This window comes from Bacillus sp. SRI_025, from assembly GCF_057592095.1.
In genome coordinates this window covers 1-18,203 of the sequence record NZ_JBYEGB010000011.1, presented here as the reverse complement: position 1 = coordinate 18,203, position 18,203 = coordinate 1, and the positions used below count along the sequence as shown (strand labels likewise).

The window sequence follows — 18,203 nt, the reverse complement described above, 5'->3', positions numbered from 1 at the left end:
ACTTGTTTACCGCTTCAGAAGCGACTAGAACATCTTATCACATCAAAGTTGTTAGTGTCAACAACTTTTTTCGTTATTATGTTTTTTCGTTTCTTCGTCATCAGCGACGTATACTAATTTACCATCCTGCCGAATCAAAGTCAACAATATTTTTCATTAAATAATAAACTTTTCAATTACAATTAAAGCTGCTACGCCTGGAATACCCAATAAGCCGCTAATTCCACTCGTTACAGGATTAATAGAGACATGTAATCCTAGACTCTCGCCAAATAGGTTGAGGCAAAATAAAAAAAGAGCGCCTGCCACAAATTTCACTCCGATAAGCCCTAACCATTTGAATGGATTCGCCTGCACACCTGACATAAACAACAATAGCACAGCTAGCAAAATTGACCCAATCACAATAACAGGTTCCATAATCCTCTCATCTCCTCTTCATATGAATAGTACAAGCATATGAGAAGATTATGTACAATAGACCTGCTATTTCCAGTTGTTTAGACGTAAATTCCTCTTTTTCGCTTCTCTCAGATAGAAAAAGTACTTCGCTTGAGCAAGCTTTAATTCGAATAGAATGTCCGGTGAAGGCTCAACGCTATTTGCGACAAGCTTTTTTTGTCTGTTCCATTCTTCTTTTTGCTTAAAAAGCTGTTGAATTAATTTCTCATCGAATTCTTTTCGAATTGATTTTCTGCGAAGAAAACCCATGTACCGTACTTCTCCTTCCTACATCTCACGTCTGCCTTCTAGAGCCTTAGACAGTGTGACTTCATCCGCATACTCTAAATCTCCGCCTACTGGAAGTCCGTGAGCAATGCGAGAGAGTTTAATTCCTGATGGTTTTAACAATCTGGAGATATACATGGCTGTTGCTTCTCCTTCAATGTTTGGATTGGTTGCAAGGATCACCTCTGTCACTTGATCGTCTTGCAGTCTTTTTAATAGGTCAGGAATTTTAATATCCTCTGGACCAATTCCGTCCATTGGCGAAATGGCACCATGAAGCACATGATATAAGCCGTTGTATTCTTTCATTTTTTCCATTGCGATTACATCTTTTGGATCCTGCACTACACAGATAACAGATTGATCTCTTCTTGTATCTTCACAAATATAGCAAGGATCTTGGTCTGTAATATGACCGCATACAGAACAATAAGTTAAATTACGCTTTGCATTTACAAGCGCCTTCGCAAAATCTAGTACGACATCTTCCTGCATACTAAGAACAAAAAAAGCCAGACGGACCGCAGTTTTTGGTCCGATTCCTGGCAATTTCATAAAGCTGTCAATCAGCTTTGATATTGGTTCAGGATATTGCATCTTCAGTTATTCCTCCTAGAATAAACCTGGCATGTTCATTCCTTTTGTGAATTGACCCATCGTTTCATTCGTTAGCTCATCGACTTTTTTCAATGCATCGTTTGTCGCAGCAAGAACAAGATCTTGAAGCATATCGATATCTTCTGGATCAACAACTTCTTCATTAATTGCTACATCAACGACTTCTTTTTGTCCATTTACTTTTACAGTGACCATACCGCCACCAGCTGTACCTTCAAGAACTTTTTCTGCAAGCTCTTCTTGAGCCTTTGCCATATCCTTTTGCATTTTTTGCATTTGTTTCATCATTTTTTGCATATTTCCCATTCCACCGCGCATATGAACACCACTCTCTTTCATTTTTATTAATCTTTAATTTCAATTAAATCGGTTCCTACTAATTTCTTTGCTTCCGCAATCAATGGATCCTCTTCAGTAGAAGTTCCCTGACCATCTGCTTGTTCATCCGGCTGATGATCTCTTAAAAATTCTTCTCTTATTTTACCCCATTGAGCGTCAGGAACGCCAACTAATTCCACTCTTTTTCCTAACATAGACTCTAGCAGTTGTTCAAGATTGGTTCGAACACCGCTTTTATCTTCAGCAACCATTTTACAATGTATTTCAAATTTGAATTTTAAAACAAAGGCATGCGAAGCAGCCGCAACTGGCTCACTGTCCGTTAATAACGCAGCGTGAGACACCTTATTCTGCTGTTTCAACTGGGCAAGGAGCTCTCCCCATTTGCCTTTAATTTTTTCTAACTCAGGCCGTTTCGCTTCTTTTAGAATCTCATGAATTCGGCCGACAGGAGCACGATAGCCATTTTTGTTACTCGTTTGTGGTCGAGGCGCTTCCTTTTTTTCTTGAGGGCTATGAGATGGAGACATTGGTACCCCTTCGGCTCTTAGCCTTGAGAGTTCCTGTTCCAGCCTGTTTATTTTATCTGTTAGCGCCGTTAAATCAGCGTCAGCATGACCTTGTGTCAATCCTGCTGTTGACTGACACAGCTTTACAACCGCTACCTCAAAGAAAATCCTAGGATGATTTGTCCATTTCATTTCTTGGTGGCTTTTATTCAGGACTTCAATTGTTTCATACAGAAACTGAGGTGTCACACGATCTGACAGCGCCACGAAACTTTCGTCGACCTTTACCTTTTCAAGGACACCCTCGAGATCTGGTGCCGTTTTATAAAGCAGCATATCTCTAAAGTAAAAAATCATATCCTCTATTAATTTAGCAGCATCTTTCCCCTGCTGAAGCAATTCATTTAATGTATCTAACGCTGTGGCAATATTTTGATCAAAAATTGCTTCAGCAAGCTGACTAATGAAATGCTGAGATACAGCACCTGTAATGAGCAGCGCATCATCAATTGTCAATTGATCACCACTAAATGAGATCGCTTGATCTAAGAGACTTAGTGCATCACGCATACCGCCATCAGCTGCACTAGCAATAATCTCGAGCGAGCCCTCCTGTACGTTTAGGCCTTCTGCATCTACAATTTTCTCCATTCTTCCAACAATATCTTTGGTCGTGATTCGTTTAAAATCAAATCGCTGACAACGAGATATGATGGTAAGAGGAATCTTATGAGGCTCTGTGGTAGCCAAAATAAAGATACAATGAGCAGGCGGTTCTTCCAGCGTTTTAAGGAGGGCATTAAATGCACCGATAGAGAGCATATGTACTTCATCTATAATATAAACCTTATATGTAACCGCCGAAGGAGCAAATTTCACTTTATCACGTATATCTCGGATTTCATCTACCCCGTTATTCGAGGCAGCATCTATTTCAATCACGTCTGAAATTGAACCATTTGTAATTCCTTTACAGGCATCACATTCATTACACGGCTCACTAACAGGTGACTTTTCACAGTTCACTGCCTTTGCAAAGATTTTGGCAGCACTTGTTTTACCTGTTCCTCTAGGACCTGAAAATAAGTAAGCATGAGAAAACTTTTTCTGCAAAAGGGCATTTTGCAACGTTTTTGTGATGTGTTCTTGTCCAACAACATCCTCAAAAACTTGAGGTCTGAACACTCGATATAAAGCTTGATAACTCACAAATACGCCCTCCTCCATTTATCATCCTTTTCATTATACATGATGCACCGATCAATTCAAAAGCACACCTTTATTTTCTAATATGCCAAAAAGATGATTTCAATTATAGAGTTTCTACTTTTCATGCCTTAAAAACGTATTTTCTAGCTTTGTGAAAAGACATGAAACACCAAACAGAACACCAGTTCTTGTTGCGATTAGTAAAAAAACAAATGGCGCCAAAAAGACTTTTTATCTATTTGTATAACTAAAGCAGTTGAGCTATCCTTTGAACAGCAACAAAAAACTCACCTAGATAAACTAGATGAGTTACATTTAATATTGATTTACCGTGCACCTTCTGTCGATTCGCTACCCCAAGCGTTACTTAAACAGTTAGCTCGGCCCAGGCAACCCTGCGGCACATGAGAGGTTTCACTTAATGCTGCTTCCTTCCGGACCTGACATGGTTCATGAATTCCCATTGCGCAGGACCCAGACGTCAACACCACTTATTTAAGGCAGACCTTGAAGTAAACGAACCTCGAGAAGGGATTCGGCCTCGCTAGAGCGGATTGCGAGTACAGGGCACCGCTACCTCCCCGCTTAGCACGGCAAAATGAATATTAAATTGTTAGTGACGCAGACATAAGTATACCTTCTTATAGCTCAAATTGCAAACGACATCCATTCATTTACTTTTGGCTTGTTTCTTTCGCTGACGGAGATTTCGGAAGAACTGACTTAACAGCTCACCACACTCATTTTCAAGTACACCACCGATGACCTCAGACTGATGATTAAACCGTTCATCATCCAATAAATTCATTAAAGTACCTGCACATCCACCTTTTGGATCGTATGCACCAAAAACAACCTTTTTCACTCTAGAAAGAACAATAGCACCTGCACACATTGGGCATGGTTCAAGCGTAACGTAAAGAACAGCATCTTCTAAACGCCAGCTCCCTGTCGCTTTACATGCTTCATCAATAGCAAGTAATTCTGCATGTGCAATTGAACGCTGCTCACTTTCCCTTAAATTATGAGCCCGGCTCACGATTTGGTCATCAACAACTATGATGGCACCAATCGGCACTTCTCCTATTTGTTCTGCTTTTAAGGCTTCGGAAATGGCTTCTTGCATAAACTGTTCATCTTTGGTCATGACACGGCTCTCTTTTCATGTTTTTTAAAAGGAAATTGAGGTTAACATATTATCACAATCTTTTAAAGGGGGTCTTAATTTGTCAAAGCACCAAAAGGCGCTGCTTATTATCGACATGATTAATAATTTTGATTTTGAAATGGGACATGTGCTTGCAGAAAAAACAGAGCAAATGACCAATAAAATTTTAGCTCTTAAAGAACATGCTTTCAAGGAAAATTGGCCAATCATTTATATCAACGATCACTACGGACTTTGGAAGGCTGATATCCAAGCTGTTCTGGAAACATGCAAAAACGAAAGAAGCGCTCCTATTTTAGAGAAAATGACACCATCTAAAGATAATTACTTCTTAATTAAACCTAAGCATTCTGCCTTCTACGGTACTGCACTAGAGACACTCTTAAATGAATTAGGTGTTGAGGACATTATTCTAACTGGAATTGCCGGGAACATATGCGTTTTGTTCACTGCAAATGACGCGTACATGCGAGAATACAATCTAATTGTACCTAAAGATTGTATCGCTTCAAACGACGACAGGGATAACGACTACGCTTTAACGATGATGGAGAACGTCCTTCTAGCAAAAATCACCACCGCTAAGGAAATCACGAATGAAAATCAAACATGATTTAGCCATAACCCTCATAAATTGTTAGCAATAACAAAGGGGGCGTTGACTATTCAAATTTATGTTGTCAAAAGAGGAGATACTTTAAACGATATTGCCATGCGTTTTAAAACGACAGTCAATGAAATCATCCGTACTAACGAAATCGAAACACCAAATCAACTCGTCATTGGACAAACAATTGTCATTCCAATTAGAGGTCAATTTTATGAGGTCAAACAAAATGACACACTATATCAAATTGGTAGACGGTTTCAAATCTCAGTGGAAGAGTTGGCACGTGTGAACAGAATTCGACCTGAAGCGATACTACCTATTCGCTTCTTGCTCTATATTCCACAAAGACCGAAAAGGAACATTAATTCCAATGCTTATATTGAACCACGTGGAAATCAAGTCAGTGAGAACTTAAAGCAGGCAGCCAGAGAGGCCTCCCCATACTTAACCCATTTAGACGTCTTTAGTTTTCAAGCACAAAGAGATGGGACGCTACGAGAACCACCTTTAGACCAACTACCCCAGATTGCCGCTCAGAACAGAACTGTATTAACCATGGTGGTGACGAATCTAGAGAATGAAAAATTCAGTGATGAACTTGGCCGTATTCTTTTAACTAATCAATCTGTCAAAACGGCATTTTTAAATGAAATTGTTCGTGTTGCCAAGAAGTATCAATTCAAGGAAATCCATTTTGATTTTGAATATTTACGCCCTGTTGATAAAGATGCTTATATTCAATTTTTAAGAGAGGCAACAGCTCGTTTCCATCAAGAAGGATGGACAATATCTGTTGCACTTGCACCAAAAACAAGTAGTCAGCAAAAGGGCAAATGGTATGAAGCCCATGACTATGAAGCGATCGGTAAGATCGTCGATCATGTTGTGTTGATGACCTATGAATGGGGATACAGCGGCGGCTCTGCACAAGCTGTCTCTCCAATTGGACCTGTCCGCCAAGTCATTGAATATGCACTAACTGTCATACCAGCCAATAAAATTGTAATGGGACAGAATTTATATGGCTATGATTGGACACTTCCTTTCGTCCAGGGCGGCCCGATCGCCAAAGCCGTCAGTCCTCAACAAGCAATTGCACTTGCTAAACAGCACAATGTCTCTATCCTATACGACGAAACAGCACAAGCACCTCATTTTCGTTATACAGATGCCAATAACAAAGAGCATGAAGTCTGGTTCGAAGACGCTAGGTCGATTCAAGCAAAATTCAACCTCATTAAAGAGCTAAATTTGAACGGAATCGCTTATTGGAAATTAGGTCTATCTTTCCCACAAAATTGGCTCTTATTATCAGATCAATTTAATATTGAAAAAAGAACGACATCGTAATCCATTCACTCTATCTATTAGAAGGGGTATGGTACAATATACATTGGTTTGACAACTTTAACTTTATAGATAGAGGAGAACGCCTATGTATCCTGCCCCTTTTATTGCAGTGGAAGGCCCAATTGGAGCCGGAAAAACAACTTTGGCTACAATGCTTGCAAAGGAATTTCAATTTCCTTTAGTAAAAGAGATTGTAGAAGAAAATCCATTCTTAGATAAATTTTATGAAGATATGGAACAATGGAGCTTTCAGCTTGAGATGTTCTTTTTATGCAATCGGTTCAAACAGTTAGAATTAATTGAAGAAAACTATGTGAATAAACAGCAGCCGGTTGTCACTGATTATCATGTCTATAAAAATATGATATTTGCAGAAAGAACATTATCAAAAAAGCACATGGATAAATACAGAAAGATCTATCACCTGCTAACAGATGATCTTCCTAAACCAAATGCCATGATCTATATAAAAGCCAGCCTTCCAACCTTACTTGAAAGAATACAGATGAGAGGACGCTCTTTTGAAGAAGACATTGACCCAGCTTATTTAAAAACACTCATTGAAGATTATGAGCTGGCCATTGAACATTTAAAACAGACTGAGCCAGGGCTACCTATCATTACAATTGAAGGAGATCATACAGACTTCGTTTCCTCACAGCAAGATTACCAGCAAATTGTACAGAACATAAAGGAGCAAGTGCTATGAACAAGATCGAAATACCAAAGGACGCAGTCATCACAATTGCCGGGACTGTTGGTGTCGGCAAATCCACTATGACCAAAACAATAGCAGACAAGCTAGGGTTTCAAACGTCTCTTGAAAAAGTAGATGATAACCCATATTTAGAGCCTTTTTATTCAGATTTCCAAAGATGGAGCTTCCACTTACAGGTCTATTTCCTGGCTGAGCGTTTTAAGGAGCAAAAGCGGATTTTTGAATCTGGCGGAGGATATGTACAAGATCGTTCCATTTATGAGGACACTGGCATTTTTGCAAAAATGCATGCGGACAAAGGTACGATGTCTGAGGTCGATTATGAAACATATACAAGCCTATTTGAGGCGATGGTGATGACACCTTACTTCCCTCACCCTGATGTCCTCATCTATCTGCACGGGGATTTAGATCATATTTTACATCGTATTGAAGAACGCGGCAGAGAAATGGAAACTCAAACTGACCGGGCTTATTGGGAAGAAATGTACACTCGATACACAGAGTGGATCGAACAATTTGATTTATGCCCAGTGATTAAAATTAATATTGAAGATTACGACCTACTTCATGATGAAAGTTCACTTGATCCCATTCTTCATGAAATAGCTTCTGTTATTCAAAAAAATCGCTCTAAAACAAAATAAAAAAACCGCTGCATTCGCGAAATGCAGCGGTTTGACAATTTCCAATTTTTATGCTTGCGTTTAATTCAACTAAGGTAAAAAATCAATATGGCGGAGGAAGAGGGATTCGAACCCCCGCGGGCTTTGACACCCCTGTCGGTTTTCAAGACCGATCCCTTCAGCCGGACTTGGGTATTCCTCCGTATCGACAAGAATTAATATACCATATCATTTTATTTGAAGTCAACATCTTTTCGAAAAAAATTTCAATTTGTGATTTCGGCATGATATTTGCCTATAAAAAAGCAGCCATTGATGGCTGCTCCAGATTGTTGACAAAGGGCTAAAATGATTTTGATTTTAGCCCTTTGTCTTCTTTTCAGCGTGATAGAAAACCTTTGCAGTCTAGGAAGGGCGAGCACCGGAGCGGAGCGAATTTGACATTCGTGAGCACCGAAGCGCAGACCTGACACCGAATGCGAGGGTTTGTCTACACGCTGAAGCAGCCATTGATGGCTGCTCTTGATCTATTTCGTATCCTGTCTCATTTCTTCAATAAACTGATTCATCTCTACTTTAAACTCATTTAATGATTCGATAATCTTCGTAAAGTCTGTCACTTGTTCGGCTTGTTCATTTGTTGAGCTGCTGATTTGTGAGATGTTTTCAGACAAAGTGCCAATGCTGTCTTGGATTTCTTTTAAAAATGTATTAATGGTTTCAGCGGCTTCCTTCGAGCCATCTGATAATTTACGCACTTCATCAGCCACGACAGCGAACCCTTTTCCATTCTCACCTGCTCTTGCGGCTTCAATTGCAGCATTTAAACCTAGCAGATTTGTTTGTCTAGCGATTCCGCCAATGGTTTTGACGACTTCTTCAATATTCGCAGATTTCTCTTCCGCTCTTCCTGCCTGTTCGCTTATTTCTAAACTTGTGGCAGCCAGCTCTTGTGAATGTGCAGCAATTTGCTCAATTCCACCTTGGAGTTCTTTCGCTACTTTATTGATTTGCTCCATATAACCGCTTAATTTTTTTTCACGATGATATGTAAATGCCACTAAAAAAGAGCCAATTACTTTTCTATCTTCATCAAAAATCGGGTAACCTTTTACAGCAACTTCATAACCATATAGTGATTCTGGTAAGTAACCGTCATATTCTTGTCCTCTTAATGTCGTCGCCACATTTTGGTCTTCTGGGTTCAATGGGTCCCCAACTTTCATACCAAAATCTATTGTGTTAGACGGGTAATAACAAAGTACCTTCTCTGTATCCGTGATACCGAAAAGAATACTTTCATCTAGTACCTTTCTAAGTAATTGAGCCATTTCAACATAATAGTCAAGCCTATTCAAGATTATTCCTTCTTTCCTAGAAGCTTTTACTCTTTTTATCGGCTAAATTCAGGAAAACTGTAGGACTTTTGGTAAAAAGAATAAGATGCCTTGGCGGCATCTTATTTCATCACTTCTTTATTTCCCATGTAAGGACGCAGCACTTCAGGAATGATTACTGTTCCATCCTCTTGTTGATAGTTTTCTAAAATAGCCGCTACGGTTCTTCCTACCGCTAATCCAGATCCATTTAATGTGTGGACATGTTCTGGCTTCGCTTTAGGCTCCGGACGGAAACGAATGTTTGCACGTCTTGCTTGGAATGCTTCGAAGTTACTGCAAGAAGAAATTTCACGGTACGTATTCTGGCTCGGAATCCATACTTCGATATCGTATTTCTTTGCAGCTGTGAAGCCTAAATCTCCCGTACACATGCTCATGACACGGTATGGCAGGTTCAATAGCTGAAGCACTTTTTCTGCTTGATTTGTTAATTTCTCTAATTCTTCATAAGAATCTTCTGGTCTAACAAATTTCACGAGCTCTACTTTGTTAAATTGATGCTGACGGATAAGTCCACGTGTATCTCTGCCGGCAGATCCAGCTTCTGATCTGAAGCAAGCACTGAATGCTGCATAGTTGATTGGCAGTTGTTCACCATCGAGAATTTCGTCACGATGCATGTTGGTAATCGGCACTTCGGCTGTTGGAATGAGGAAGTAATCTTCTTCGCGAATTTTAAAGGCATCCTCTTCGAATTTTGGAAGCTGACCAGTTCCTGTCATGCTCGCTCTGTTGACCATATAAGGTGGAAGCACTTCAGTAAAACCAAACTCATCCACATGTAAATCAAGCATAAAATTATACAATGCGCGCTCTAAGCGTGCGCCAAGCCCTTTATAAAAAACGAAACGGCTTCCTGTCACTTTTCCTGCACGTTCAAAATCAAGGATATTTAGCTCATCAGCTACGTCCCAATGTGGTTTTGGTTCAAATGAGAAGGCTGGCTGTTCGCCCCATTTTCTCACTTCCACGTTGTCGTCTTCTGTTTCACCAACTGGTACAGAGTCATGAGGGATATTTGGAATTGAGAACAATATGTGCTGCAGGCTTTCTTCTACTGTTCTTAGCTCGTCATCCAGCTTCTTGATCTCATCTCCTACCTCTCGCATTTCTTGAATAATGTGATCGGCATCTTTCTTTTCTCTTTTTAGAACGGCTACTTGTTGTGATACTTCATTTCTTCGGCTCTTTAATTCTTCTGTTTTCCCGATTAATTCTCTTCTTTTTTGATCTAGCTCACCAAACTTATCAAAATCCGCTAAATCTTCGCCTCGGTGTGCTAATTTTTCTTTGATTTGATCAAAGTCCGTGCGCAGTTGTTTAATATCCAGCATGTATAACACTCCTTTTTTATCGAAAAATAAAAAGAGCCCTCATCCCATGAAAGGGACGAGAGCTCTCGCGTTGCCACCCTGATTGAAAACATGCAGAAGCATGCTTCCCTCTTTCCTCTGTAACGGTATCACCGTAAATGCTTACTTCTCTTGTTTCAGCATTTCGCTCAAGGATGGATTCAGAATGCATCTTTCACCGATTCTCACCAACCATCGGCTCTCTGAGAAAGAGGGGCTTCTTACTATTTCCCGTCAACGCTTTTTCGATCTTTGATTGTGTTTTTAATGTACTATAAGTTTTATCTCTTTTCAACCGTTTTATACAGCAAGCTTCGTTTTGTAGGACTTCACCATATCAACAAACAGCTGCGTTAACCGGTGATCGTCTGTCAGCTCTGGATGAAAAGAGCAGCCTAGGATATTGTTTTCCTTCGCCATCACAATCCTGCCATCATATTCGGCCATGATTTCTACGCTATCATCTGCGCTGATGATATGAGGCGCACGGATGAACACCCCTGTAAACGGCGCATCCAGTCCTTTTACTTCTAAATCTGCTTCAAAGCTGTCTACCTGTCTGCCAAAAGAGTTCCGTGCAACAGATACATTTAACACTCCAAGATGAGCATCTTCTCGATCCTCGATATGCTTTGCCAGCATAATCAAACCGGCACATGTACCGAAAATCGGTTTCCCTTGAGCAGCGAACGCTTTGATCGGATCAATGAATTGGTACGTATCCATGAGTCTTCTCATCGTCGTACTTTCTCCACCAGGGATAATCAAACCGTCAACGGATTCTAGCTCTTCTACTCGTTTGATGATCTTTCCTTCTGCTCCGCAGGCTTCAATTGATTGAATATGCTCTCTCACCGCTCCTTGAAGCCCTAGTACACCAATTATCAGCATGTTCGTTTGCGCTCCCTTAATTACCAGCCACGCTCTTGCATACGTTCTTCTGGCAGTAGATTTGAAATTTCAATTCCTTTCATAGCTGTTCCAAGCTCTTTTGAAAGTTCTGCAATGAGACGATAATCAGTGTAATGAGTTGTTGCTTCAACAATCGCTTTTGCGAATTTAGCTGGATTGTCTGATTTGAAGATACCAGATCCGACAAATACACCGTCTGCTCCAAGCTGCATCATTAACGCAGCATCTGCTGGTGTTGCAACGCCTCCAGCTGCAAAGTTCACAACTGGCAGCTTGCCATCTCTTTTGATTTGCAGCAATAATTCATAAGGCGCGCCAAGGTTTTTGGCTTCTGTCATCAGTTCATCTTCACTCATGGCTGATACTTTACGAATCTGAGCATTGACCTTTCTCATATGACGAACAGCTTCTACAATGTTGCCTGTCCCTGGCTCTCCTTTTGTACGAAGCATAGAAGCGCCTTCTGCGATACGGCGGGTTGCCTCACCTAAGTCGCGGCATCCACAGACAAAAGGTACTGTGTATTCATTTTTATTTAAATGGAATTCTTCATCTGCGGGCGTCAGCACTTCACTCTCATCGATATAATCAACACCAAGTGCTTCAAGAACACGAGCCTCGACGATGTGGCCGATACGTGCTTTTGCCATGACTGGAATCGTTACGGCATTTTGTACTTCCTCTACGATTCTTGGGTCTGCCATACGGGCAACACCGCCTGCTGCACGGATATCAGCTGGTACTCGTTCTAGTGCCATGACTGCCACCGCACCTGCTTCTTCTGCAATTTTTGCCTGCTCCGCATTGACGACATCCATAATGACGCCACCCTTTTGCATTTCTGCCATTCCACGTTTCACTCGTTCAGTTCCCTTATTGCTCACAATAGTTTCCTCCCATTTGTCTATTCGATTCATTCAACATCTTTATCATACAAGCGAGAAAGTATAACAATAAAGAGAATAGTATAACAATTCAAACAGCCGATAAAAAAGAATAAACCCTTGTATATAAAGGGTTTCCAGCTAAAAACATGTCATTTTCTCTTTCAAGTGTGATTTACATGCTATAATGCAACTATAACAATTAAAATTCATGTATAACAATGTTGCATTATATGGAGGGATTTCATGCATATTGATATCCATCGACACTCTGATACATCTCTTTCAAATCAAATTTACTTTTCAATCATTGACCACATTCAATCAGGTTTGCTTCAGCAAGGAGAAAAGCTGCCAACTGTCCGTGATTTAGCTAATCAGCTCAATGTGAGTCTTGTCACGGCAGCAAAGGCATACACCCGATTAAAGAACGACGGATATTTAAAGACGGTGCAAGGTAAAGGAACTTTTGTGGATGAGCAGCAAGAGCAGGCAGAGATTCCGGTTCCATCATCTACTTCTTTCGACTGGCAGTTGTCGATTCCAGATTATTTACCACGGTCTCAATTCGCTCAGTATCACTATGTCGAAGAAGCCATTAACCTTTCTTCCTCTATGATCGATCCAGGGCTTTTGCCCAACCGGTATTTAGAAAAAGAGATGCAGCATGTACTAGCCAGGCATCCCCAAATCATGTCGAAGTATGGTGAGATACAAGGTGACCTTCAGCTGCGACAAGTCATTCAATCATTTTTAGAAAAGTTGGATGTGCCGTCTACACCTGAAAATATCCTAGTAACAAGTGGTTCTCAGCAAGGGCTTGATTTGGTGGCACGTACGTTTATTGGGCCGGATGATGTGGTGGTCATGGAAGCACCGACATACCCCGGAGCCATTGATGTCTTTATGGGCAGAGGAGCAAGAATCATTACTGTCCCTGTCGATCATGAAGGGATGAACATGAAACAGCTTCAAAGCATTTGTGATAAATATAAACCGAAACTCATCTATACGATTCCTACTTTCCACAGTCCAACAGGGGCCAGTATGTCGATGAAGCGTAGAAAACAGCTTCTCTTACTGGCTCAAAGCATTGATTGTCTCATTGTAGAAGATGACCCTTATCGCGAGCTTTATTTTGAAAAGAAACCGCCAGCACCTATTAAAAGCTTGGATCATGATGGACACGTCATTTATTTACGAGGATTAAGTAAAACACTGGCTCCAGGATGCAGAATCGGGATTATCACAGCCTCAGGCTCGATATTTAACCGTTTATTAGCTGCAAAGGCCAATAATGACTTAGGCAGCCCTCTCCTCACACAAAAGGCCATATTGCCGTTTCTGACATCGAAGAAAATGATTGATCATACGAAGAAGCTAAGAACCGCCTTGAAAGTGAGACGCGATTTGATGATGGATGTGTTAACGAAACACGCACCGAAAGATGTAACGTGGCAAATTCCACAGGGCGGGCTCAATTTATGGCTTAGCTTTCCTTCCTGGGTCGATACACGAGCACTGTTGCATGAGGCACGTAAGCAGCAAATCACCTTTCTGCCTGGCTCTGTCTGCTACCCTGGTGAGCCGAAGCAGAATTATATCCGCCTCAGCTTTTCCTATGTGAATGAAAAAGCACTGACCGAAGGCGTGAAAAAGTTATGTGATATTTTCCAGCAAGCTTTATCCACTCCTCAAAATCAGAAGCAATCGCTCTTCTTTTAACGATAAAAAAACTGCTCTCATGTATAGAGAGCAGTTTTTTATTAGAACCAACCTTTTACTGTGTCAACGATTCCGCCCCAAATGCCAGCGAAGAATCCACCTACACCGCGCATTGCTAGGATGAACCAGTTTGCTTTTTCATCGCCTGTTTTCGTCACAAGCTCAACACCTGATTGGTCTTTATTTAAATAGCCGTAGTCCTTCTCATCACCAGAATAAGAAGTCGTCAGCATGCCAACCTTCGTTCCTTTTTTAATAGGAGCTTCTAGGTTCTTTTTCTCAATATTTACTTTTGCTTTATAGCTCTTTTCGTCACCATTTTTTACTGGCACAGAAAATGCTTCTTTCGTCACAACAGGTACTTCTTTATCTTTGCCTTTATCAACTGCGATGTTTTCATGTCCTTTGATTTGTTGACCTTTTTTGTACATTTCTTTCATCGTGAAGTTTTTAAACGCATAGTCGAACAGTTTTTTCGCCACGTCGAAACGTGCTGTATGAAGATTACCTTTTGCATTTAGGATGACGGCAATGACGCGCATGTCACCTTGTTTTGCCGTACCTGTGAAGCTAGAACCGGCTGAATCTGTTGATCCTGTTTTCAGACCGTCTACACCTTTATATTCCTTCACAAGTCCTTTAAGCATGAAGTTCCAGTTAGGCATGTCCATTTCATCGTCAGTGCCTTCTCTGAACTTCGTTTTCGCAATACTTGCTGTTTCAAGAATTTCTGGATGGTCTTTGATGAGATGCTGTGCAAGCAATGCCATATCTTTTGCCGAAACTTCACTTTCTTCATCAGGACCTGTACCTTTTGGCTGTTGCCCATGTAAGTCTTTATTTTCAAGACCAGTTGCATTCACGAATTTGTAGTTTGTTAAACCAAGTTCTTTTGCTTTTGCGTTCATTTTTTCAACAAACTTCGATTCTGATCCAGCGATCACTTCTGCTAAACCAATCGCTGCTGCATTTGCCGAATAAATAGCCGTTGCTTGATAAAGTTCTTTTACTGTATACGAACCATCTTTTCTCAAAGGAACGTTAGATAAACTGCGGTCCTGAGAAATTTCGTATACATAATCATCTGGCGTATACTTTTGATCCCATTTCACTTTACCTTCAGCAATCGCCTCTAGTAATAGATACTCGGTCATCATTTTTGCCATACTTGCAATAGGCAGTCTTTGATCTGCGTTTTTACTATAAAGAATTTTACCTGTAGAAGCTTCAATAAGGATCGCTGCTTTCGCATTCACACTGAATGGATCTTCAGCAGCCTTTGCTTTGGACATTGGTGTAAATGCTGTAACAATCAATGCCAATGCAAGGATAGAGACCATAAGCTGTTTCAACATCTTGCTGTTCAATCGTCATACCTCCGTATTCATCTTTTTTCGACGTTTTTCATATATATGTAAACCACAAGGGCTTATTTCAACACAACAGTATAAATTTTATCACAATAAAGACAAAAAAAATAGACAGAGTCATAGACCCTGTCAAATGTAATTTGATTGTCACAATTTATCAAGAAATTGTGTAGTTTGGTGATTCTTTTGTAATTTGTACATCATGTGGATGACTCTCACGAAGTCCTGCACCCGTCATACGAATGAACTGTGCTTCTTCTCTAAGAGTGCGTAAATCCTGTGTTCCACAATAGCCCATACCAGAACGAATACCGCCAACTAGTTGATACACTGTATCAACGACTGGCCCTTTGTATGGTGTACGGCCTTCGATCCCTTCAGGAACGAATTTTTTATTATCTTCTTGGAAGTAACGATCTTTACTTCCTTTTTCCATTGCAGCGACAGAACCCATACCACGATAAACTTTGAAGCGTCTACCTTGGAAAATTTCTGTTTCTCCTGGGCTTTCAGATGTACCAGCTAGAAGGCTTCCCAGCATAACAGCATGTCCGCCAGATGCTAGTGCTTTCACGATATCACCTGAATATTTAATTCCACCATCTGCAATAATAGCTTTACCATGCTTTCTTGCTTCTGTTGCACAGTCATAGATCGCTGTGATTTGTGGTACACCAACACCTGCAACAACACGTGTTGTACAAATAGATCCTGGTCCTATACCGACTTTCACAATATCTGCTCCTGCTTCAAACAATGCTTTTGTTGCTTCAGCTGTTGCAACATTACCAGCAATGATGTTAAGAGAAGGATACGTTTCACGGATTTTCGATACAGTGTTTAGAACACCTTGAGAATGACCGTGTGCTGTATCAATGACAATAACATCCACATTGGCTTCAACTAATTTTTTCACACGTGTCATTGTATCGCCAGTGACACCAACAGCGGCACCAACAATTAAACGGCCATGTGCATCTTTAGAGGAGTTAGGGAATTCAATCACTTTTTCAATATCTTTGATTGTGATAAGACCTTTTAACGTTCCTTCGTCATCTAAGAGAGGTAATTTTTCAATCTTGTATTGCTGTAAGATTTTTTCAGCTTCTTCTAACGTTGTACCAACAGAAGCTGTCACAAGTTCCTCTTTTGTCATCACGTCGCTAATCTTCATTGAATAATCCGAAATAAAACGAAGGTCACGGTTCGTAATAATACCAACAAGCTTTTGGTCTTGTTCGTTGTTGACAATCGGCACACCTGAAATACGGTATTTACCCATTAAATGCTCTGCATCAAATACTTGATGCTCTGGTGTTAAAAAGAATGGATTTGTAATAACGCCGCGCTCTGAACGTTTTACTTTATCCACCTGTTCTGCTTGCTGTTCAATGGACATGTTCTTATGAATAATACCAAGACCACCTTGACGTGCCATTGCAATCGCCATTTGTGATTCCGTCACTGTATCCATTCCAGCACTGATAATTGGAATGTTTAGCTTTAATGTACTTGTTAGCTCCACTGATAAATCGACATCACGCGGAAGTACTTCAGACTTTGCTGGAACAAGCAAAACATCGTCAAACGTCAAACCTTCTTTTGAAAATTTACTTTCCCACATTAGTAAATCCCCCTCTTTTCGGCAAAATATTATATGTAGATTATCAACTAGCAAACAGCATGTCAAGGAAGCAACAAACAGTTGCAATTTTTAGAAAATATAAAGAGAGTTGAGGAAGAAGATGAAAAGTTCAGGATGGAAGGATTTAAAACGTTTTTACTCGCTAGAAACTTCCCAAAAGTTTCTATTTCAACAATATGAGAAACGGAACATTCCAGATGCAAATCAGCAAGCCTATAAAAACTGTGAACGATTTATTTACTTTCTAAAACACGGCCATACGTTTTATGAACAGGCTGCGATCGCACCTTTAGAACTTAAACCCATTTTATTGTTTTATGGAATGGCACAGCTGCTAAAAGCATGTTTGCTGACAGTTGATCCCCATTATCCTTCTCAAACCTCTGTTTTAGCCCATGGCGTAACATCGAGAAAGAGAAAGAAACAGCATTACCGCTTTAGCGAAGATGAAGTGAAAATCCAAAGAAACGGGCTATGTATGCATGTGTTAAAGCATCTATTTCATTTAAAGGGTCTTGAAGATGAGCGATTTACAATGATCCATCTCCTGTCCAAAATACCTGAAATGAGTCATATTCTTGAGTTTCAAAAGCAGCCCGCGACATTAGTTAAAGTGGAAAAGGCGAATGGAATGAGGATTCAAGATCATATTCCATTACTTTATAACATGTCTGCTGAACGCTTTATTGAATACTTTGAGTTCCATACAAGCTGGAAACTCAAACAGAGAGAGGCTAAGAAATTGACGTTTGATGTATTTCTTGAAGAAAACCCAGCACTTGCTACTCATCTTCATTATGATTTAGAAATGGATCAATGGTTTATACCGTCAACACGGGATGCTTTTCTAGGGATTCCTGAGATCATCAGCCATTACTTATTGATGTATAACCTTAGTATGATTGCCCGCTACGAAACAGAATGGTGGTACGAGCTGCTGTCTCAATACATTAGTGATGATTACGTCATGATTGAACGCTACATGGAGATTGCAGAAGAGAAGTTCCCAGCTTACATCATGATGCTGTTAGAAGAAAAA

General features: G+C 40.3%; 17 protein-coding genes, 1 tRNA gene, 1 other RNA gene, 1 pseudogene and 1 other annotated feature. Of the genes and pseudogenes, 6 read left to right on the top strand and 14 right to left on the bottom strand.

The genetic code is table 11. The features are described 5' to 3' along the window. Window positions 1–156: 156 nt before the first annotated feature. The 7 genes from AC20OE_RS18700 to tadA all read right to left on the bottom strand — a co-directional run bounded on the left by AC20OE_RS18700 (window position 157) and on the right by tadA (window position 4,551). A complete protein-coding gene (locus AC20OE_RS18700) occupies window positions 157–420 on the bottom strand; it encodes a pro-sigmaK processing inhibitor BofA family protein (protein ID WP_034284261.1) in 264 nt (87 codons plus the stop codon). 66 nt (window positions 421–486) lie between these two features. After that, window positions 487–711, bottom strand: coding sequence for a YaaL family protein (locus tag AC20OE_RS18695; RefSeq protein WP_024425764.1), 225 nt, complete (start codon window positions 709–711; stop codon window positions 487–489). Window positions 712–729: 18 nt separating this feature from the next. Then, window positions 730–1,326, bottom strand: coding sequence for a recombination protein RecR (gene recR, locus AC20OE_RS18690; protein WP_003218094.1), 597 nt, complete (start codon window positions 1,324–1,326; stop codon window positions 730–732). 15 nt (window positions 1,327–1,341) lie between these two features. Next, window positions 1,342–1,665 (bottom strand): YbaB/EbfC family nucleoid-associated protein, encoded by a 324-nt coding sequence (locus AC20OE_RS18685; protein ID WP_008342011.1) that lies wholly within the window; start codon window positions 1,663–1,665, stop codon window positions 1,342–1,344. 26 nt (window positions 1,666–1,691) lie between these two features. Beyond that, complete coding sequence (dnaX, locus tag AC20OE_RS18680) at window positions 1,692–3,404, bottom strand: DNA polymerase III subunit gamma/tau (protein WP_039175861.1); 1,713 nt, start codon at window positions 3,402–3,404, stop codon at window positions 1,692–1,694. Between the two features lie 329 nt (window positions 3,405–3,733). After that, window positions 3,734–3,998: signal recognition particle sRNA large type (gene ffs / locus AC20OE_RS18675), an RNA gene on the bottom strand. A 76-nt stretch (window positions 3,999–4,074) separates the two neighbouring features. Continuing rightward, window positions 4,075–4,551 (bottom strand): tRNA adenosine(34) deaminase TadA, encoded by a 477-nt coding sequence (gene tadA, locus AC20OE_RS18670; protein ID WP_034284264.1) that lies wholly within the window; start codon window positions 4,549–4,551, stop codon window positions 4,075–4,077. Window positions 4,552–4,630: 79 nt separating this feature from the next. On the opposite strand from tadA, the gene AC20OE_RS18665 reads away from it, so the two are divergent. The 4 genes from AC20OE_RS18665 to AC20OE_RS18650 all read left to right on the top strand — a co-directional run bounded on the left by AC20OE_RS18665 (window position 4,631) and on the right by AC20OE_RS18650 (window position 7,897). Continuing rightward, window positions 4,631–5,185, top strand: coding sequence for a cysteine hydrolase family protein (locus tag AC20OE_RS18665; protein WP_039175857.1), 555 nt, complete (start codon window positions 4,631–4,633; stop codon window positions 5,183–5,185). Window positions 5,186–5,284: 99 nt separating this feature from the next. Continuing rightward, window positions 5,285–6,532, top strand: a complete 1,248-nt coding sequence (locus tag AC20OE_RS18660) for a glycosyl hydrolase family 18 protein (RefSeq protein ID WP_487269079.1) — start codon at window positions 5,285–5,287, stop codon at window positions 6,530–6,532. 85 nt (window positions 6,533–6,617) lie between these two features. Then, window positions 6,618–7,241, top strand: a complete 624-nt coding sequence (locus AC20OE_RS18655; RefSeq protein ID WP_039175853.1) for a deoxynucleoside kinase — start codon at window positions 6,618–6,620, stop codon at window positions 7,239–7,241. Next, the gene (locus AC20OE_RS18650) at window positions 7,238–7,897 is read left to right on the top strand and encodes a deoxynucleoside kinase (protein WP_039175851.1); all 660 of its coding nucleotides are present in this window, start codon (window positions 7,238–7,240) and stop codon (window positions 7,895–7,897) included. The genes AC20OE_RS18655 and AC20OE_RS18650 overlap by 4 nt, the downstream gene beginning before the upstream one ends. An 88-nt stretch (window positions 7,898–7,985) precedes the next feature. Here the strand turns inward: AC20OE_RS18650 and AC20OE_RS18645 are convergent. The 5 genes and pseudogenes from AC20OE_RS18645 to pdxS form a co-directional block, all read right to left on the bottom strand. Continuing rightward, a tRNA-Ser gene (locus AC20OE_RS18645) sits at window positions 7,986–8,078 on the bottom strand. Window positions 8,079–8,403: 325 nt separating this feature from the next. Then, window positions 8,404–8,739, bottom strand: a pseudogene (locus AC20OE_RS18640) (methyl-accepting chemotaxis protein); the annotation flags it as partial. A gap of 596 nt (window positions 8,740–9,335) precedes the next feature. Continuing rightward, window positions 9,336–10,610: a serine--tRNA ligase gene (gene serS / locus AC20OE_RS18635; RefSeq protein ID WP_039175845.1), complete on the bottom strand. Its 1,275-nt coding sequence runs from the start codon at window positions 10,608–10,610 to the stop codon at window positions 9,336–9,338. A 48-nt stretch (window positions 10,611–10,658) separates the two neighbouring features. Beyond that, window positions 10,659–10,875 (bottom strand) — a binding site (T-box leader). Window positions 10,876–10,928: 53 nt separating this feature from the next. Beyond that, window positions 10,929–11,519 carry a pyridoxal 5'-phosphate synthase glutaminase subunit PdxT gene (gene pdxT, locus AC20OE_RS18630; RefSeq protein WP_487269078.1) on the bottom strand — a complete coding sequence of 197 codons (591 nt, stop codon included), beginning with the start codon at window positions 11,517–11,519 and terminating at the stop codon, window positions 10,929–10,931. A 20-nt stretch (window positions 11,520–11,539) separates the two neighbouring features. After that, window positions 11,540–12,424 carry a pyridoxal 5'-phosphate synthase lyase subunit PdxS gene (gene pdxS / locus AC20OE_RS18625; RefSeq protein ID WP_039175840.1) on the bottom strand — a complete coding sequence of 295 codons (885 nt, stop codon included), beginning with the start codon at window positions 12,422–12,424 and terminating at the stop codon, window positions 11,540–11,542. 246 nt (window positions 12,425–12,670) lie between these two features. On the opposite strand from pdxS, the gene pdxR reads away from it, so the two are divergent. Beyond that, window positions 12,671–14,149 carry a MocR-like pyridoxine biosynthesis transcription factor PdxR gene (gene pdxR, locus AC20OE_RS18620; RefSeq protein ID WP_059375794.1) on the top strand — a complete coding sequence of 493 codons (1,479 nt, stop codon included), beginning with the start codon at window positions 12,671–12,673 and terminating at the stop codon, window positions 14,147–14,149. 41 nt (window positions 14,150–14,190) lie between these two features. Here the strand turns inward: pdxR and AC20OE_RS18615 are convergent, their stop codons facing one another. Both AC20OE_RS18615 and guaB read right to left on the bottom strand, forming a co-directional pair. Continuing rightward, a complete protein-coding gene (locus AC20OE_RS18615; RefSeq protein WP_039175836.1) occupies window positions 14,191–15,516 on the bottom strand; it encodes a D-alanyl-D-alanine carboxypeptidase family protein in 1,326 nt (441 codons plus the stop codon). Window positions 15,517–15,676: 160 nt separating this feature from the next. After that, complete coding sequence (gene guaB, locus AC20OE_RS18610) at window positions 15,677–17,143, bottom strand: IMP dehydrogenase (RefSeq protein ID WP_024426749.1); 1,467 nt, start codon at window positions 17,141–17,143, stop codon at window positions 15,677–15,679. Window positions 17,144–17,264: 121 nt separating this feature from the next. Here guaB and AC20OE_RS18605 point away from each other — a divergent pair. Beyond that, a partial coding sequence (locus AC20OE_RS18605; RefSeq protein ID WP_487269077.1) for a YaaC family protein occupies window positions 17,265–18,203 on the top strand: 939 nt, incomplete at its 3' end.